2 protein-coding genes (1 of these 2 cut by a window edge) are annotated in these 16,683 nt (G+C 74.7%); both read right to left on the bottom strand.

Going from position 1 to position 16,683, the window contains the following annotated elements; all coding sequences use genetic code 11:
- Nucleotides 1-80: 80 nt before the first annotated feature.
- Nucleotides 81-7,256: an amino acid adenylation domain-containing protein gene (locus BMZ82_RS24755; protein WP_177244642.1), complete on the bottom strand. Its 7,176-nt coding sequence runs from the start codon at nt 7,254-7,256 to the stop codon at nt 81-83.
- A protein-coding gene (locus tag BMZ82_RS24750) for a non-ribosomal peptide synthetase (RefSeq protein WP_093779405.1) crosses the window boundary here: on the bottom strand, nt 7,253-16,683 show its 3' end. 13,771 nt of this gene lie beyond the right edge of the window; only the last 9,431 of its 23,202 coding nucleotides appear in the window; its start codon lies beyond the right edge, outside the window; the stop codon is at nt 7,253-7,255. Before BMZ82_RS24750 ends, BMZ82_RS24755 begins: the two co-directional genes overlap by 4 nt.

Below are 16,683 nucleotides of genomic sequence, written 5' to 3'. Positions count from 1 at the left end.
GCTTCCTTCCTGCTTCCAACTTCCGGCTTCCGGCTTCCGGCTTTCGGCTTTCGGCTTTCGGCTTTCGGTGTCTGCGTCGCTCAGTCGCTCAGTCGCTCGGCCAGTACGCGGCCGATCCGGGCCAGCGGTTCGGGCCGGCACATCTCGCGGTGGGCGCAGTCCACGGCGTACTGCTCCACCCGTCCGGTGATCGCGGGCTCCCAGACGGCCGCCGTCGGCTGCCCGGGCGGGCGTTCGGCCAGGGCCGTGAAGTGCAGGACGTTCCCGTCGAACCGGCCGGGCACGTGCGCCGCGGAGAGCCTCGCGTTGTTGGTGAAGACCTCGGTCAGGGCCACGACGCGGCGCTCCTCGATGTCCGCCAGGTGCCCGCCGCCGGTCCGCAGGATCTCCATGACATCGGCGATCCGCAGGGGTTCGCCGTCGGCGGCGATGCCGGCGTCCTCGCCGTGGCCCGCGAAGTCGAGCAGGGTGGCGAGGACCTTTTGCTCGTCCACGGGCGGAATCCGGGTGTCGGGGTCAGTGTCGGGGTCTCGGGGATAGGCGTCGAGCAGGGCGAGCAGGGCCACCTCCTCGCCCTCGGACTGGAGGCGGACCGCGACCGCGTGGGCCGCGACGCCGCCGAACGACCAGCCCAGCAGGTGGTAGGGGCCGGTGGGGCGCACCGACCGGATCTGCGCGACGTAGTCGGTGACCAGGTCGTCCATCGTCGCCGGGTACGCGTCGGGCCGCGCGATGCCGCGCGACTGGAGCCCGTACACCGGGACGTCCGGCCCCAGTTGCCGCAGCAGCCCGGTGTAGCACCAGCTCAGGCCGCCGGCGGGGTGCACGCAGAACAGCGGCGGGCGTCCGCCGGAGGCGCGCAGCGGCAGGAGGACGTCGAAGGCGTCGCCGGAGACGCCGAGGCGCAGCCGGTCCATGAGGCGGCTCACCGTGGGCGCGGCGAAGAGGTCCCGGACCGACAGGTCGAGGCCCGTCGTGTCCCGGATCCGGGACACCAGCCGGATCGCCGCCAGCGAGTCCCCGCCGAGTTCGAAGAAGTCGTCGTCGATGCCGGCTCCGGCCACGCCGAGGGACTCGGCGAACAGACCCCGGAGGATCTCCTCCTCGGGCGTGCGCGCCGGCCGCCTGGACGTCACGAAGCGCCGGCTGGGCTCCGGCAGGGCACGCCGGTCCAGTTTGCCGCTGTTCGTCAGGGGCAGGGCGGCCACCACGACGACGTGGGCCGGCACCATGAACTCCGGCAGCGTCGCCGCGGCGTGGGCCCGCAGGTCGGTCTCCTGCGGCTCGGTGCCAGGGGCCGCGACCACGTACGCCACCAGGCGCCGCTGTCCCGGCTGGTCCTCGCGGATCAGCGCCGCAGCACGGGCGACCGTGTCGTGCCGGGTCAGTGCAGCCTCGACCTCGCCGAGCTCGATGCGGAAGCCGCGCAGTTTCACCTGGTCGTCGGCGCGGCCGGTGAAGCGCAGCACGCCGTCCGCCGTCCAGTGCGCGAGGTCGCCGGTGCGGTACATCCGCTCCCCCGGGGCGCCGAACGGGCAGGCGACGAACCGTTCCGCCGTGAGGTCGCGCCGGTTGAGATAGCCGCGGGCGAGCTGGACGCCGGCCAGGTAGACCTCGCCCACCACGCCGGGCGGCACCGGGCCGAGTCCCGCGTCCAGGACGTAGGCGCGCATGTTGGTGACGGGGCGGCCGATCGGCACCGTACGGCCGTCCGTGTCCGTGTTCGTGCCCTCGTGCGTGTCCGTGTTCGGGCCGGTGGCCGGTTCGCGGTCGCAGGTCCAGGAGGTCGCGTGGATGGCGGTCTCCGTGGGGCCGTACAGGTGGTGCAGGGTCGCGTCCAGCAGGGTCAGGGCACGGTCGCGCAGGTCCGCCGGGAGTGCCTCGCCGCCGGTCAGGACGCGGCGCAGGCTGGCGCAGCCGGCCGCGGCGGGCTCGTCGAGGAAGGCCGCCAGCATCGACGGCACGAAGTGCACGGTGGTCACCCGGTGTTCGCGGATCGTCGCGGCCAGGTAGGCCGGGTCGCGGTGGCCCTCGGGGTCCGCGACCACGATCCGGGCACCGGTAATCAGGGGCCAGAAGAACTCCCACACGGACGCGTCGAACGCCATCGGCGCCTTGTACAGCACGATGTCGGAGGGCTCGAGTGCGTACTCGGCCTGGATGCCGAGCATCCGGTTGACGACGGCGGCGTGCGGGACGACCACTCCCTTGGGCGTGCCGGTGGATCCGGAGGTGTAGAGCACGTACGCGGGGTGCGCCGGCGTCAGCCGTGTGGCGCGGGAGGTGTCGCCGGGGTCCGTGTCCGGCCGGTCGCCGGGGTCGCGTACCTGGTCCGGGTCGTCGAGGACGCAGACCGGCCGGGCGTCGTCGAGCAGGGCGCGGATCCGCTCGGCCGGATGGTTGGTGTCGATGGGCAGATAGGCGGCGCCGGACTTGAGGACGGCCAGCAGGGCCACGGCCAGTTCGGCGGAGCGCGGCAGGGCGACGGCCACGACCTGCTCCGGGCCCGCGCCGCGCTCGATCAGGGCGTGGGCCAGCCGGTTGGCGCGGGCGTTCAGTTCGGCGTAGGACAGGGTGACGCCGTCGGCGGCGAGGGCGGGCGCCTGCGGGGTGCGGGCCGCCTGTGCCTCGAACAGGTCCGGCAGCGTGTGCGGGGACAGCGGCCGTGCGGTGTCGTTCCACGTCCGCAGGACCCGCTCGCGGTCCGTGGGCGCGAGGGTGTCGAGCCGCCAGATCCGTTCGGCGGGGTCGGCGGTCGCGGCGTCGAAGAGCCGCTCGAACCTGGTCACCAGGTCCTGCACCGTCTGCCGGTCGAAGAGGTCGGTGCTGTATTCGACGCCGCCCTCCAGACCGCCGGGCAGGCCGTCCGGGGTGTGCCGTTCGGCGAGCCGGAACAGCAGGTCGAACTTGGCCGACCGTGACTCCACCTCCTCGGCCCGGTAGCGCAGACCGCCCAGCTCCACGGCGAGGTCTTCGGCGTGCTGGAGGGTCAGCATCACCTGGAAGAGGGGGTGCCGGGCCGCCGAACGGGCCGGCTTGAGCACCTCGACCAGGTGGTCGAAGGGCACGTCCTGGTGGGCGTGTGCGGCGAGGCCCCTCTCGCGGACCCGGCCGAGCAGGTCGGCGAAGCTCGGGTCGCCACCGGTGTCGGTGCGCAGCACCAGCGTGTTGACGAAGCAGCCGACGAGGTCGTCGAGGGCGTCCTCGGTGCGCCCCGCGATCGGCGTGCCGATCGGGATGTCGGTGCCCGCGCCCTCCCGGGTGAGCAGCGCCGCCAGCGCCGTCTGGACGACCATGAACAGGCTCGCGCCCGCCGTCCGGGCCAGCCCGGCGAGCCGGGCGTGGAGGTCCGGGCCCAGCCGCAGCGGGACCGTGGCGCCGTGGTGGTCGGCGACGTCCGGGCGGGGCCGGTCGCGCCGCAGCTCCAGCTCGGTCGGCAGGCCGTCCAGGGTCTCCCGCCAGTACTCCACCTGGCGCGCGAGCACACTGTCCGGGTCGTCCGGCGCGCCGAGGAACCGCCGCTGCCACAGGGTGTAGTCGGCGTACTGGACGGCCAGTGGAGCCCAGGACGGGGCCCGGCCCGCACTGCGGGCGGTGTAGGCGCCGGAGAGGTCGCGGGCGAACGGGCGGTTGGACCAGCCGTCGCCGGCGATGTGGTGGAGCACGAGCAGCAGGACGTGCTCGTCCGGGCCGAGCGCGAACAGGACGGCGTGCAGGGGCGGTTCGGCCGTGAGGTCGAACCGGTGGGCAGCGGCGGCCGCGATCGCGGCGGTGAGCCCGGCCTCGTCGACCGACCGGACGGGCAGGTCGACGGGGGCGTCGGCGGGGGCGAGGACGTGCTGGCGCGGGGTGCCCTCGGCGTCCGGGTAGACCGTGCGCAGCGTCTCGTGCCGGGCCACCACGTCGCCCAGGGCCGCGCGCAGCGCCGGGACGTCGAGGTCACCGGTCAGGCGCAGGGCGAACGGCATGTTGTAGGTGGCCGACGGGCCTTCCAGCCGGTGCAGGAACCACAGGCGGCGCTGGGCGAACGACAGCGGGAGTTCGTCCGGGCGCTCGCCCGCGGACCGCAGCGGCGGCCGTCGCCGGACGCCCTCGCGCGGCGCGTCGAGCCGGGCGGCGAGCCCGGCGACGGTCGGGGCCTCGAACACGTCCCGTACGGCGAGTTCGGCGCCGAGCACCGTGCGGATGCGGGACACCAGCCGGGTCGCGAGCAGCGAGTGCCCGCCCAGGGCGAAGAAGTCGTCGTCGATGCCGGCGCGCGCGATCCCGAGGGCCTCGGCGAACAGGCCGCACAGGATCTCCTCCGCCTGGCCGCGCGGCTCCCGGCCGGCGGCTCCGTGGAAGCCGGGCCCCGGGGCCGGGAGTTCGCGGCGGGCCAGTTTGCCGCTGGGGGTGAGGGGCAGGGCGTCGAGGAGGACGATCGCGGCCGGGACCATGAACTCGGGCAGCGCCCGGGCGACGTACTCCCGGAGTTCGCCCGGGTCCGCCGTGGCGCCGGGCGCGGGCACCACGTAGGCGGTCAGGCGCTGGTCGCCGGGGCGGTCCTCGCGCACCGTCGCGACCGCGTGGGCGACCGTGGCGTGCCGGGCGAGCACCGCCTCGACCTCGCCGAGCTCGATCCGGAACCCGCGCAGTTTCACCTGCTCGTCGGCGCGGCCGGCGAACTCCAGCAGTCCGGCGGTGGTCCAGCGGGCCAGGTCACCGGTCCGGTACATCCGGGCTCCCGGACGGCCGAACGGGTCGGCGGCGAAGCGCTCGGCGGTGAGACCGGGCCGGTTCAGGTAGCCGCGGGCGAGCTGGACGCCGGACAGGTAGACCTCCCCCACCGCGCCGGGCGGCACCGGGCGCAGCCGTGCGTCGAGCACGTAGACCCGCATGTTCTGGATCGGCCGGCCGATCGCCGGCCGGTCGCTGTCGCGTACCCGGGCTCCGACGGCGTCGACCGTGCACTCGCTCGGCGCGTAGTAGTTGTGGACCTCGGTGCCCGGGTGCTCGCGCAGCGTCTCCCACAGCGCCGCTCCGGTGGCCTCCGCGCCGAGCAGGATCACGTTCGGCCGGTGGCCGGGGCCGTCCAGCAGGCCCAGCGCGGCCAGTTCGCGCAGCAGCGACGGTGTGATCCCGAGGTAGTCGAGACCCTGGTCGCGTACGTGGTCCAGGAGGGCGACGGCGTCGCGGCGGGTGTCGTCGTCCACGATGTGCAGTTCGTGTCCGGCGACGAGGCCCAGGATCTGGCCCATGCTCGCGTCGAAGGACAGCGACGCGGTGTGCGCCACCCGCAGCCGGCGCCCTTGCGCCGCGGCCACGGTGGCCGCGGCCGGGCCGAACACCCGGTCGCGGTGGTTGGCGTACAGGTTGGCCAGCCCCTGGTGCGTCACGACGACGCCCTTCGGCACGCCCGTCGACCCGGACGTGTACACGACGTAGGCGGCGTGGTCCGCACGTAACACCGGCGGCGTGACCGCGTGGGCGTCCACTTCCGTGTCGGGCTGATCGTCCGTGTCCAGCAGGACGAGGGCGGCGCGGTTGTCGGGCAGGAGTGCGGTCAGTGCGCGTTCGGTCAGGACCACGGGCACGGCGGCGTCGGCGAGCATGAGGGACAGCCGCTGCGCGGGGTAGCCGGGGTCGAGCGGCACGCACACGCCGCCGGCCTTCCACACGGCCAGGACGGCCGCGATCATCTCCGGCGACCTGCGCACGCACAGTCCGACGAGGGTGTCGGGCCCGACTCCGAGGCCGGTCAAGCGCCGCGCGAGCGTGTCGGCGCGGGCGTCCAGCTCCGCGAACGTCCACCGGGTCCGGCCGGCGGTCACGGCCACCGCGTCCGGGGTGCGCGCGGCCTGTGCGGCGAAGGCCTCGGGCACCAGGACCGACGGCGGCTCGCCCTGCGTGCCGTTCCACTCCACCAGCACCCGGGCGCGTTCGTCCGGCGTGAGGATCTCCAGAGCGCCGATCCGTCGGCCGGGGTCCGCGACCGCGGCCCGCAGGACCCGGACCACCCGGCCCATGATCGCCTCCGCGGCCTCGCGGTCGAACAGGTCGCTCTGGTGGTCCAGGCGCAGCCGCAGCGGCCTGCCGGGCATCACCATGAAGTTGAGCGGGTAGTGGGTGACGCCGTGACTGCGGGTCGCGGTCACCCGCAGTCCGGTGCCGTGCGCGGCTGCGGCGAGTTCGCTCTCGCCGGCCGGGAGGTTCTCGAACACGGTGGCCGTGTCGAAGAGTTCACCCGAGTCCAGGCTGCGCTGGATGCCGGCCAGCCCCACGTGCTGACAGGCCATCAGGCGGGTCTGGTCCTGTTGCAGGCGGGCCAGCATCCCGGTCAGCGGCTGCGCCGGGTCGAGGCGGACGCGGACCGGCAGTGTGTTGGCGAACAGGCCGATCATCTTCTCGGCCCCGGGCACCTGGGGCGGGCGCCCGGACACCGTGGTGCCGAACACCACGTCGTCCCGGCCGGTCAGCCGGCCGAGGACGATCGCCCACGCGCCGAGGAACACCGTGTTGAGGGTCAGGCCCTCGCGGCGGGCGAGGCCGTCCAGCGCGGCGGCGAGGTCGTCCGGCAGGTCGCGGAGGACCTGGCCGGGCAGTTCCGGTGCCCGGGACGGGTCCGCGGGGGCGACCCGGGTGGGTTCGTCGACGCCCTTCAGCACCTCGCGCCAGACGTCCTCGGCGGCGGCCCGGTCCTGGCCGGCCAGCCAGGCCAGGTAGTCGCGGTAGCGGGCCGCCGGGGGCATCCCGTCCTCGTGGCCGCGCCGCGCGTAGAGCTGGAACAGCTCGCCCAGCAGCAACTGCACGGACCACCCGTCGAGCACCAGGTGGTGGGCGGTGAGCAGGAACCGGTAGCGCGCCTGGCCGAGCCGGATGAGCGTGAACCGCAGCAGCGGCGGGTCGGCCGGGTCGAAGCGGCGCAGCCGGTCGGCCACCGCGATCCGCTCCGCCTCGGCGTCGCGCTCGGCGCAGTCCATCGCGCTAAGGTCGGCGTCCGCCCAGGGCAGCGCCACCTCGCGGGGGATGATCTGCACCGGCTCGTCCAGGTCCTCGTGCCAGAAGCCGGCCCGGAGGCTGGCGTGGCGGCGCAGCAGGGCGCGCGCGGCGGCGCGCAGCGCCTCGGCGTCGAGGGCGCCCTCCAGGTCGAAGGCCATCTGCAGGGTGTAGACGTCGAGCGCCGTCTCGTCGTAGAGCGCGTGGAACAGCAGCCCTTCCTGTAGGGGCGCCAGCGGCAGGATGTCTTCCAGTTCCGGCTGCGCATCCGCCTGCGTCATCGCTTTTTCCTCCATGCGGCTTCGAGCTGTTCGAGCTTGTTCTGACTCAGCCGGACCAGCGGTACGTCGGAAGGGGTACGGCCACCGGCATCGGGCCGGGTGGCGTGGGCGGCCAGCACTTCCAGCGCTCGCGCCCAGGTGTCGGCCAGATCCCGCAGGTCGGCCTCGGTACGGTCGGCTTCGGTACGGTCGGCCTCGGTGGAGGGGGCCGGCGGGCGGAACCAGGTGGCGGTCAGCCGCGGGCCGTCCGGGTGTTCGACGGCGGCGACCCGCACCTCGATCCGGTACTGCGGCGGTATGCCGGGCTCGCCGGGTTGCCATGGGCCGGACGGTGGCTGCGGCAGCCGTCCGAGGTAGTGGAACGCGGCCTGCGGTGCGGGCAGGTCCGCGAGGAGCGGGGCGGTGTCGGGGTTGAGGTGGCGCAGCAGGCCGAAGCCCAGGCCGCCGTCCGGCAGGGACCTCAGTTCCTCCTTGACCCGCTTGAGGGCCGTGCCGGCGGCGTGTCCGCCGTTCCACAGTTCGTTCCAGTCCACGCCGCCCAGGTCCAGGCGGACGGGATGCGTGGCGGTGAAGCAGCCGACGGTGCGGGACAGGTCGACGCCGTCGGCGATGCCGGTGCGGCCGGGCCGTCGTACGTCGGTCAGGACGGAGTCGCTCCGGATGCCGGGGGTGTCCGGGTCACTCGCCGTCAGTCGGCGTCGCCGGTCGGCCAGGGCGAGGGCGAACGCGGTCAGCAGGACGTCCTCGGCGTCGGCGTGGAAGGCCGCCGGGACGGTGGTGAGCAGCGCTTCGGTGCGCTCGGCGGACAGGGTGACCGTCCATGTGCCGGTCCCGGCCGCCGGGTCGTCGGGGCTGTCCATCCCGGTGTCGCGCGCGGGGTCGTCCGGTGCGGGGGCGGGGTCGTGGGATGCGTGCGGTTCGGTGAGGATCTCGGTCCACCGCGCGAGCTCCTCGACCCGCTGCGCGTCCTGTGCCTGGGCGCGCAGGTGCTGGGCCCAGCGCCGCAACGACGTGCCGACCGGGGCGAGTTCGGGGCGGTGGCCCTCTGCGGACGCGGTGCAGGCGGCGGTGATGTCGCGCAGCAGGATCCGCCAGGACTCCGGGTCGGTGACGAGGTGGTGCAGCGCCAGCAGCAGTCGCCCGGGCCGGTCGGGGCCGGCGTCGAACCAGACCGCCCGGATCATCACGCCGGACTCCGGGGCGAGTTGGGCCGCCGCCGCCTGTTCCTCCGCTGCGGTGAGGTCCTCGTTGGGCGCGGCGGTGACCCGGTGGAGGCGGTCCGCGGCCCGGATCGTGCCGGGTGGCGTCACCTCGAGGAGCCAGTCGTCCGGGCTTGTCCGCAGGGTCTCGCCGGGGAGGCGGGTCAGGCGGGCGCGCAGCGCGTCGTGATGGTCCAGGACGGCCTGGAGCGCCGTTTCGAGTCGCTCCGCGTCCAGTCCGGCCGGGATGTCGACGGTCATCGCCTCGTACCGGTGGCCGGGATCGGGGTTCCGGCCCCGTAGCGCGTGGAGGGCGGGGGTCAGCGGAACCGTGCCGATGCCCGCCTGCGGCGCTTCGGCCTCGGTCGGCTCTCCGCCGAGTGTTCCGGCGGCGGCGGCCAGTTCGGCCACGGTCGGGTGCCGGAACACGTCCTGGGGGGCGATCGCGACTCCCGCCGCGCGGGCCTTGCTGACCACCTGGATGGAGACGATGCTGTCGCCGCCGATGTCGAAGAAGTTGTCGTCGACGCCGACGGCCGGGAGGCCGAGTACGTCGGCGAAGATGTCGCACAGCAGGCGTTCGCGGGCGGTGGCGGGCGGGCGGCCCGCCGGGGCGCCGGCGGCCTCGGGTGCGGGCAGCGCCTTGCGGTCGACCTTGCCGTTCGGTGTCAGCGGCAGGGCGTCGAGCGTGACGACGACCGACGGGACCAGGTATTCCGGCAGCTTCTCCCGCAAGCGGGCGCGCACCGAGGTGCCCAGGGCCACGGGTGCCGTCAGCGCCGCCGGGTCGTTGGTGAAGACCCGCAGCGCGGACCGGTCCGCCACCGGCGGGGCCGTCGGCCGGTACCCCCCGGTGACCACGGCACCGGGAGTGTCCCCGGCGTCGGTGCCCTCCCGGGCGTCGGCGAACAGGGCGTCGAAGCGGTCGTCGCCTTCCGTGCCCGACCAGGTGACGGCCACCCACAGCCCGAGCCGTTCGCCTAGTTCCCACAGGGTCTCCGGGTCCACGGCCGCCACGGGTGCGGCGGGGGTTTCGCCCGCCAGCCGGGCGTTGGGGATCCCGGCGACCCGCAGCCGGTCCGGCCGGCCCTCGGCCAGCAGCGCGGCGAGTGCCTCCACTCCGTCGGCCGGCTCCGCCCCGCCGGTCAGCTCCGGCCAGCGCACCACCGGTGCGTCGCCGAACGGCCGGGGCGGTGCGGCCAGCGGCGCGCGGTGCAGGACGGCGTCGTAGCGGTAGCGGGACAGCTCGTTGTGGTCGCGCCCGCGCTTGAGGCGGATGTCGACGGCGGCGGCCTCCGGCAGCACCCCGGCCATGGCCTCGAAGTAGTCCGGATCGACAAGCAGTTCCCGTTCCGGTCCTGCGCTGCCCGTGGCCGTCTGGAGCATCGGCAGCAGCCGCAGGTTGCGCAGGTCGCCGAGGAACAGTGCGCCGCCCGGCGCCAGCAGCCGCAGCGCCTTGCCGATGACGTCGGTCAGGTAGTCGGCGTCGGGGAAGTACTGGGCCACCGAGTTGAGCACCACGGTGTCGAAGAAGCCCTCGGGCAGCCCGGTGAGGTCGTCCGCCGGCTGCGCCCGCAGCACCACCTTGCCGGCGATCGCCGGCTCGTCGGCGACCTGGGCCGTCAGGGACTCGATGACCGCCGCCGACAGGTCGGTGCCCCAGTACGCGTCGCAGTCCGCGGCGAGCTGGGAGAGGATCAGGCCGCGGCCGACGCCGATCTCCAGGATGCGGCCGGGCCGCAGTTCGCGGATCCGCGCGACGGTCGCGTCCCGCCACTGCCGCATCTCGGGTTCCGGGATGGGCTGTCCGTCGTAGCTGCTGTTCCAGCCGGTGAAGTCCGCGCCGAACGGGGCGGGTCGCGACGCGCCGTAGAGCGTGTCGTAGAGCTGCCGCCACTCGCCCAGCATCCGGTCCGCCCCGTCCGGCGCGCCTCCGGTGTGCGCGGTGGCCTCGCCCTCGGCGGTGTCCTTCGCCGGTACGACGTACCCGACGAGGCGGGCGGTGCCGGGGCCGTCCTTGCGGGCGACCGCGACCGCCTGTGCCACGCCGGGGTGGGCGGCCATCGCCGACTCCACCTCGCCGAGCTCGATGCGGTGGCCGCGGACCTTGACCTGCTGGTCGGCCCGCCCGGCGAACTCCAGATCACCGTCGGAGTTCCACCGCGCGAGGTCCCCGGTGCGGTACATCCGCGTGCCCGGATCGCCGAACGGGCAGGCCAGGAAGCGTTCGGCGGTCAGGGCGGGCCGACCGAGGTAGCCGCGGGCCAGGCCCGTGCCCGACAGGTACAGCTCGCCCGTGACGCCCGGCGGTACGGGGCGCAGCCCGGCGTCGAGCACGTAGGCGCGGGTGCCGAGGATCGGCGTGCCGATGGGCGGTACGCCGCTCTCGGCGGTCAGCGGGCGGCTCATCGTGCCGCAGACCGTCGACTCGGTCGGCCCGTAGGCGTTGACCATCCGCCGGTCGCGGCTCCAGGCCGCCACCGTCTCCGGCGGGCAGGCTTCACCGGCCACCATCAGGGTGGTCACCGTCGGGAGTTGGTCGGGTGTCATCACGCCGAGCGCGACCGGCGGCACCGTCAGGTGGGTCACGCGGTGCTCGGCGGTCAGGGCGGCGAGGTCGGGGCCGGGCAGCAGCCGCTCGGCGGGGGCCACCACCAGTGCCGCGCCGGTCAGCAGCGCCATGCACAGTTCCCAGAACGCGGCGTCGAAGCTCGGCGAGGCGAACTGCAGGACCCGGCTGCCCGGTCCGGCGTCGAAGGCCGCTTTCTGGGTCGCCACCAGGCTTGCCGCACCGGCGTGGGTGACCACGACGCCCTTGGGCCTGCCGGTCGAGCCGGACGTGTAGAGGACGTAGGCCGGGTGGGCGGGTGCCAGGGGCCGTAGCCGGTCGGCGGCCCCGGGGTCGGTGTCCGCGCGGCCCGCGAGATCCGCGGCGTGCTGTCCGTCGGCGTCCAGGTCCAGCCTGGGCAGGTCGGCGGCCGCGAGTACCTCGGCGTCGCCGGTGCCGCCGGTGAGCAGGAGCGAGGGGCGGGCGTCGCCGAGCATGAACGCGAGGCGCTCCGCCGGGTAGCCGAGGTCGAGCGGGAGGTAGGCCGCCCCGGCCTTCAGGGTGGCGAGGACGGCCACGATCAGGTCGGCGGAGCGGGGGAAGGCCAGGGCGACGGTCTGCTCGGGCCCGATGCCGTGCGAGATCAGCAGGTGGGCGAGGCGGTTGGCGCGCGCGTTCAGCTCGGCGTACGACAGGGTGAGGTGGTCGGTGATGACGGCCGGCGCGTCCGGGGTCCGGGCGGCCTGCGTCTCGAACAGCGTCGGCAGGACGGCCGGGGCGATCCGGTCGTCGGCTGCGCCGAGCATCCGGGTCCGTTCGGCGGGGGTGAGGAGGTCGCTCTCGCCGATGGGCCGGGCCGGGTCGGCGGTCACCGTCTCCAGCAGCCGGATCCAGCGTGCGGCCATCGCCTCGACGGTCCGCCGGTCGAACAGGTCGGTGCTGTACTCGACGGTCGCGCGCACCCCGCCGAAGGAGCCGGCCGGCGCTCCGGGCGGCGCGGGCCGTTCGGTGACGCTGAAGAACAGGTCGAACCGCGAGGTGCCGGAACCGGCCGACTCGGGCGTCACGTCGACGCCGGCCATCGCGAGGCCGGAGGCCGGGGTGTTCTGCAGCACCAGTGCCACCTGGAACAGCGGGTGGCGGTTCGGGGAGCGGACCGGGTTCAGGGCCTCCACCAGGTGCTCGAAGGGCACGTCCTGGTGGGAGTACGCGGTCAGCGCCGTCTCCCGTACGCGCCGCAGGAGTGCGCCGAACGTCGGGTCGCCCGAGGTGTCGGTGCGCAGCACCAGCGTGTTGACGAAGAGGCCGATCGCGTCGTCGAGCGCCTCGTCGCGCCGCCCGGCGACCCCGCTGCCGATCGGCAGATCCGTACCTGCGCCGAGCCTGGTCAGCAGGGCGGCCAGGCCGGCGTGCAGCACCATGTGGAGGCTGGCCTCCTCGGCCCGGGCCAGGCCCGCGAGCCTGCCGTGCAGTTCGGGGCTCAGGTCGAAGCCGTACATCTCGCCGCGGTAGGTGGACACGGCGGGGCGGGGGCGGTCCGCCGGGAGCGCGAGCTCCTCGGGGAGGTCCGCCAGGGCCTCGGCCCAGTACGCCACCTGCCGGGCGAACAGGCTGTCGGGGTCGTTCTCGTCGCCGAGCAGGGCGCGCTGCCAGAGCGTGTAGTCCACGTACTGGACGGGCAGCGGCGCCCAGGACGGTGCCTCGCCGCGGCTGCGTCCGGCGTAGGCGGTCGCGAGGTCGCGGGCGAGCGGGGCCGTCGACCAGCCGTCGCCCGCGATGTGGTGCACCACCACGACCAGGACGTGTTCCCGCTCGCCCAGGACGAGCAGTTCGGCCCGCAGCGGCAGGTCGACCGCGAGGTCGAAGGGGTAGCGCGCCGCCTCGCGGACGGCCGCGCGCAGCCCGCTCTCGTCGAGGCGGCGGACGATCAGTTCGGGGCGGGCGTCGGCCGCCCCGAGGACGAGTTGGCGAGGCACGCCGCCGACCGCCGGGAACACGGTGCGCAGGGTTTCGTGCCGCGCCGCGACGTCGGCCAGCGCGGCCCGCAGCGCCGCGTGGTCCACGTCGCCGCGCAGGCGCAGGGCCATCGGCATGTTGTACGTGGCGCTGGGTCCCTCCAGGCGGTGCTGGAACCACAGGCGTTGCTGTGCGAAGGACAGCGGCACGGTGTCGGGCCTGGGCATCGGCCGCAGGGCGGGCCGCACCTCGCCCTGGTGTGCCTCCGCTTCGGTGAGCCGTTCGGCGATCCCGGCGACCGTGGGCGTCTCGAACACGGTCCGGACGGCGAGTTCGACGCCGAGGGCGGCGCGGATGCGGCTGATCAGCCGGGTGGCCAGCAGCGAGTGTCCGCCGAGGGCGAAGAAGTTGTCGTCGACGCCGACCGCCGCCACGCCGAGCACCTGCGCGAACAGGTCGCACAGGGCCTGCTCGCGGGGGGTGGCGGGCCGCCGCGAGCCCGCGAGGGAGCCGAGGTACGGGGCGGGGAGCGCCGCCCGGTCGAGCTTTCCGTGCAGGGTCAGGGGAAGCGCGTCGAGGACCACGACGGCGGCCGGGACCATGTACTCGGGCAACTGCTCCCGCAGCGACAGGGTGAGTGCGGCGACCAGTTCGCCGCGCTGCCGTGCCGCCGCCGGGTCGTTGGCGAGCGCCGCCTGCGGCACGGCCTCCGGGGACGGCGGGGCCGGGCGGTGGACACCGGTGAGCGCGGTCGTGGCCGGGTCGACGAAGAGGACGTCGAGGCGTTCGGCGTCGGTGCCCGAGCGGGTCACCGCCACCCGATAGCCTGCGCGTTCGCCGAGGGCGCAGAAGTCGTCGGGGCCGAGGCGCGGGGCCGCCGACCGCTCGGCGGGGCCGAGCAGGGCGAGCAGTTCGGGCAGTGGCCTGCCCTCGTCGAGGGCGCGCAGGGCGGCGCTCTCGTCGGCGACCCGTTCGTCCGGCACGCCGGTGACGCGCAGTGCGGGCACGCGGTGCTCGGTGAGGTCGTGTTCGAGGGCGTCGAGTGCGGTGATGTCGTGGCCCCACCGCCGTTCCGGGGCGTCGGTCAGGTTCCGGAGCGCGGTGTTCGGCCGCTTGTGCAGGACGACGTCGTACCGGTAGCGGTTCAGTTCGTTGACGTAGTCGCCGCGCTTGACCTGGAGGTCGATGCCCGCGATGTCGTCCCGCCGGTCGGCGAGCGTGGTGAAGAACGCGGGGTCGAGCAGCAGTTCCTTCTCCAGCAGCACCGCCTGGTCCACCGCGCGGCGGACCAGGGCGAGGTCGGCGGACGGTGTGGCGCGGCGCAGTTGCACCGCCGTGTGCAGGGTCCGCAGGGTCCGCAGGTCGCGGACGTCGCCGAGGAACAGGGCCCCGCCGGGGGCCAGTCGCTCCAGCGCCGTGTCGATGACGTCGGTGAGGTGGGCGGCGTCCGGGAAGTACTGGGCGACGGAGTTGATCACGACCGTGTCGAAGTGGCCGGCGGGCAGTCCGGCGGCGTCGGTGGCGGGTTGGACGCGCAGTTCCACGCGGTCGGCCAGGCCCTGTTCGGTCACCTGGGCGCGCAGTCGCTGGATGGCGTCCGCCGAGATGTCGATGCCCCAGTAGGTGTCGCAGTCGGGCGCGAGCCGGGAGAGCAGCAGGCCGCTGCCCACGCCGATCTCCAGCACGCGGCGCGGCCGCAGTTCCCGGATGCGGGCGACGGTGGCGTCCCGCCACGCGCGCATCTGCTCGACGGGGATCGGCTCCCCGTCGTAGCTGCTGGTCCATCCTGCGAAGTCCTCGCCGAAGGGGGCCGGTTCGGCGGCGGCGCGCTCGGTGCCGTAGAGGGAGTCGTACACCTCCTGCCAGTCGCCGAGCTGGGCGCGGGCCGCGTCGCCGCCGCGCCGCCCGTCGGCCGCGGGGACGACGTAGGCCACCAGGTGGGCGTCGGACGGCTCCTCGCCCCGGGCGATGACGGCGGCCTGGGCCACGTCCTCGTGCCGGGTCAGCGTCGCCTCGATCTCCGCCGGTTCGATCCGGTACCCGCGGACCTTGACCTGTTCGTCGGCGCGGCCTACGAAGACGAGGTCTCCGCCGGGGGTCCAGCGGGCCAGGTCGCCGGTCCGGTACATCCGCTCCCCCGGTGCGCCGAACGGGTCGGCGACGAACCGTTCGGCGGTCGGGCCGGGCCGGTTCAGGTAGCCGCGGGCGAGCTGCGCCCCGGCGAGGTACAGCTCTCCGCTCGTGCCGGGGGGTACGAGCCGCAGCCCCGCGTCGAGGACGTAGGCCCGCGTGTTGGGGACGGGTCGCCCGACCGGTATCGGGCCGTCGCCGATTGCGGCGCCGGGCGGCAGCCGGAACGTGACGCAGCCGACGGTGGCCTCGGTCGGCCCGTACTCGTTGACGACCGTGGCTCCCGGCTGCGCGCGCCGCCACGGGGCGAGCTGTTCACCGGTGAGCTGCTCACCGCCCACGACCAGGTCCGCGACCGCCGGCTGCGGTCCCGGCGCGGCGCCGAGCAGCGCGAGGTGGCTGGGCGTCGCCTTGAGGAAGGTGTACGGCCCCGGGGCCGACGATCCGTCGGACAGGTCGCCCACCAGCACCCGGCCGCCCGCGGTCAGCGGCGCGAACAGCGCGGTGACGGTCAGGTCGAAGGAGACCGGCGAGTGCAGCAGCGCCGTCCCGGTCACGCCGGGGTAGGCCGTGCGGGCGAACGCCAGGTAGGCCGCCAGCGCGCGGTGTTCGACGAGCACGCCCTTGGGGCGGCCGGTGGAGCCCGAGGTGTGGATGACGTACGCGGGATGCGCCGGGCGCAGCGGTGTCGTGCGGTCGGTGTCGGACGGGTCGTGTCCCGGCTGTTCCCCGGTGGCCCGTGCCGTCTCGGGGTCGTCGACGGCGAGCCAGCGCGGGCCCGTGTCCGGGAGGTCCGCGGTGAGGGTGCTCAGGGTGAGTCCGCTGGTCGCGCGGGCGTCGTCGAGGACGTAGCGGAGCCGCTCGGCCGGGTGGGCCGGGTCGAGGGGCAGGTAGGCGGCGCCCGTCTTGAGTACGGCCAGCAGGGCGACGACGAGGTGGGCCGAGCGGGGCAGGGCGAGGGCCACGACCTGCTCGGGGCCGATGCCGTGCCCGATGAGGAGATGCGCCAGCCGGTTGGCCCGGGTGTTGAGTTCGGCGTAGCTCAGGTCGGTGCCGGCGTCGGTCAGGGCGACCGCGTCGGGCGTGCGCGCCACCTGGGCCTGGAACGCCTGCGGCAGGGTGGTCGGCGGGAGTGCGGAGGTGGCTCCGTTCCAGGTGACGAGCAGGTGTTCGCGCTCGGTGGCGTCGGTGAGTTCGAAGGCGCTGATCGGCCGGTCGGGTCCGGCCGCCGCGTCCGCCAGCAGGCGCACGAAGCGTGCCGTGAGGGCCTCGGCAGTGCCGTGGTCGAACAGGTCGGTGCTGTACTCCAGCACTCCGTCGACGCGGTCGGGGCCGCCGTCCTCGGTGTGCCGGTCGGTGAGGCTGAACAGCAGGTCGAACTTGGCCGCGCGCAGGTCGGCGACGTCGGGCGTCACCGTCAGGCCGGGCATGTCGAATGCGGGGTCGGCGTTGTTCTGCAGCGTCAGCATGGTCTGGAACAGCGGGTGGCGGGCCGCGGACCTGACCGGGTTGAGCAGTTCGACGAGGTGCTCGAACGGCACGTCCTGGTGGGCGTAGGCGGCAAGGTCGGTTTCGCGGACCCGCTCCAGCAGGC

Origin of the sequence: Streptomyces sp. yr375 (genome assembly GCF_900110755.1) — a bacterium.
In the GTDB taxonomy this organism is placed as follows: Bacteria; Actinomycetota; Actinomycetes; order Streptomycetales; family Streptomycetaceae; genus Streptomyces.
The sequence above is the reverse complement of the archived record's forward strand: the minus strand, read 5'-3'. Positions and strand labels throughout refer to the sequence as shown.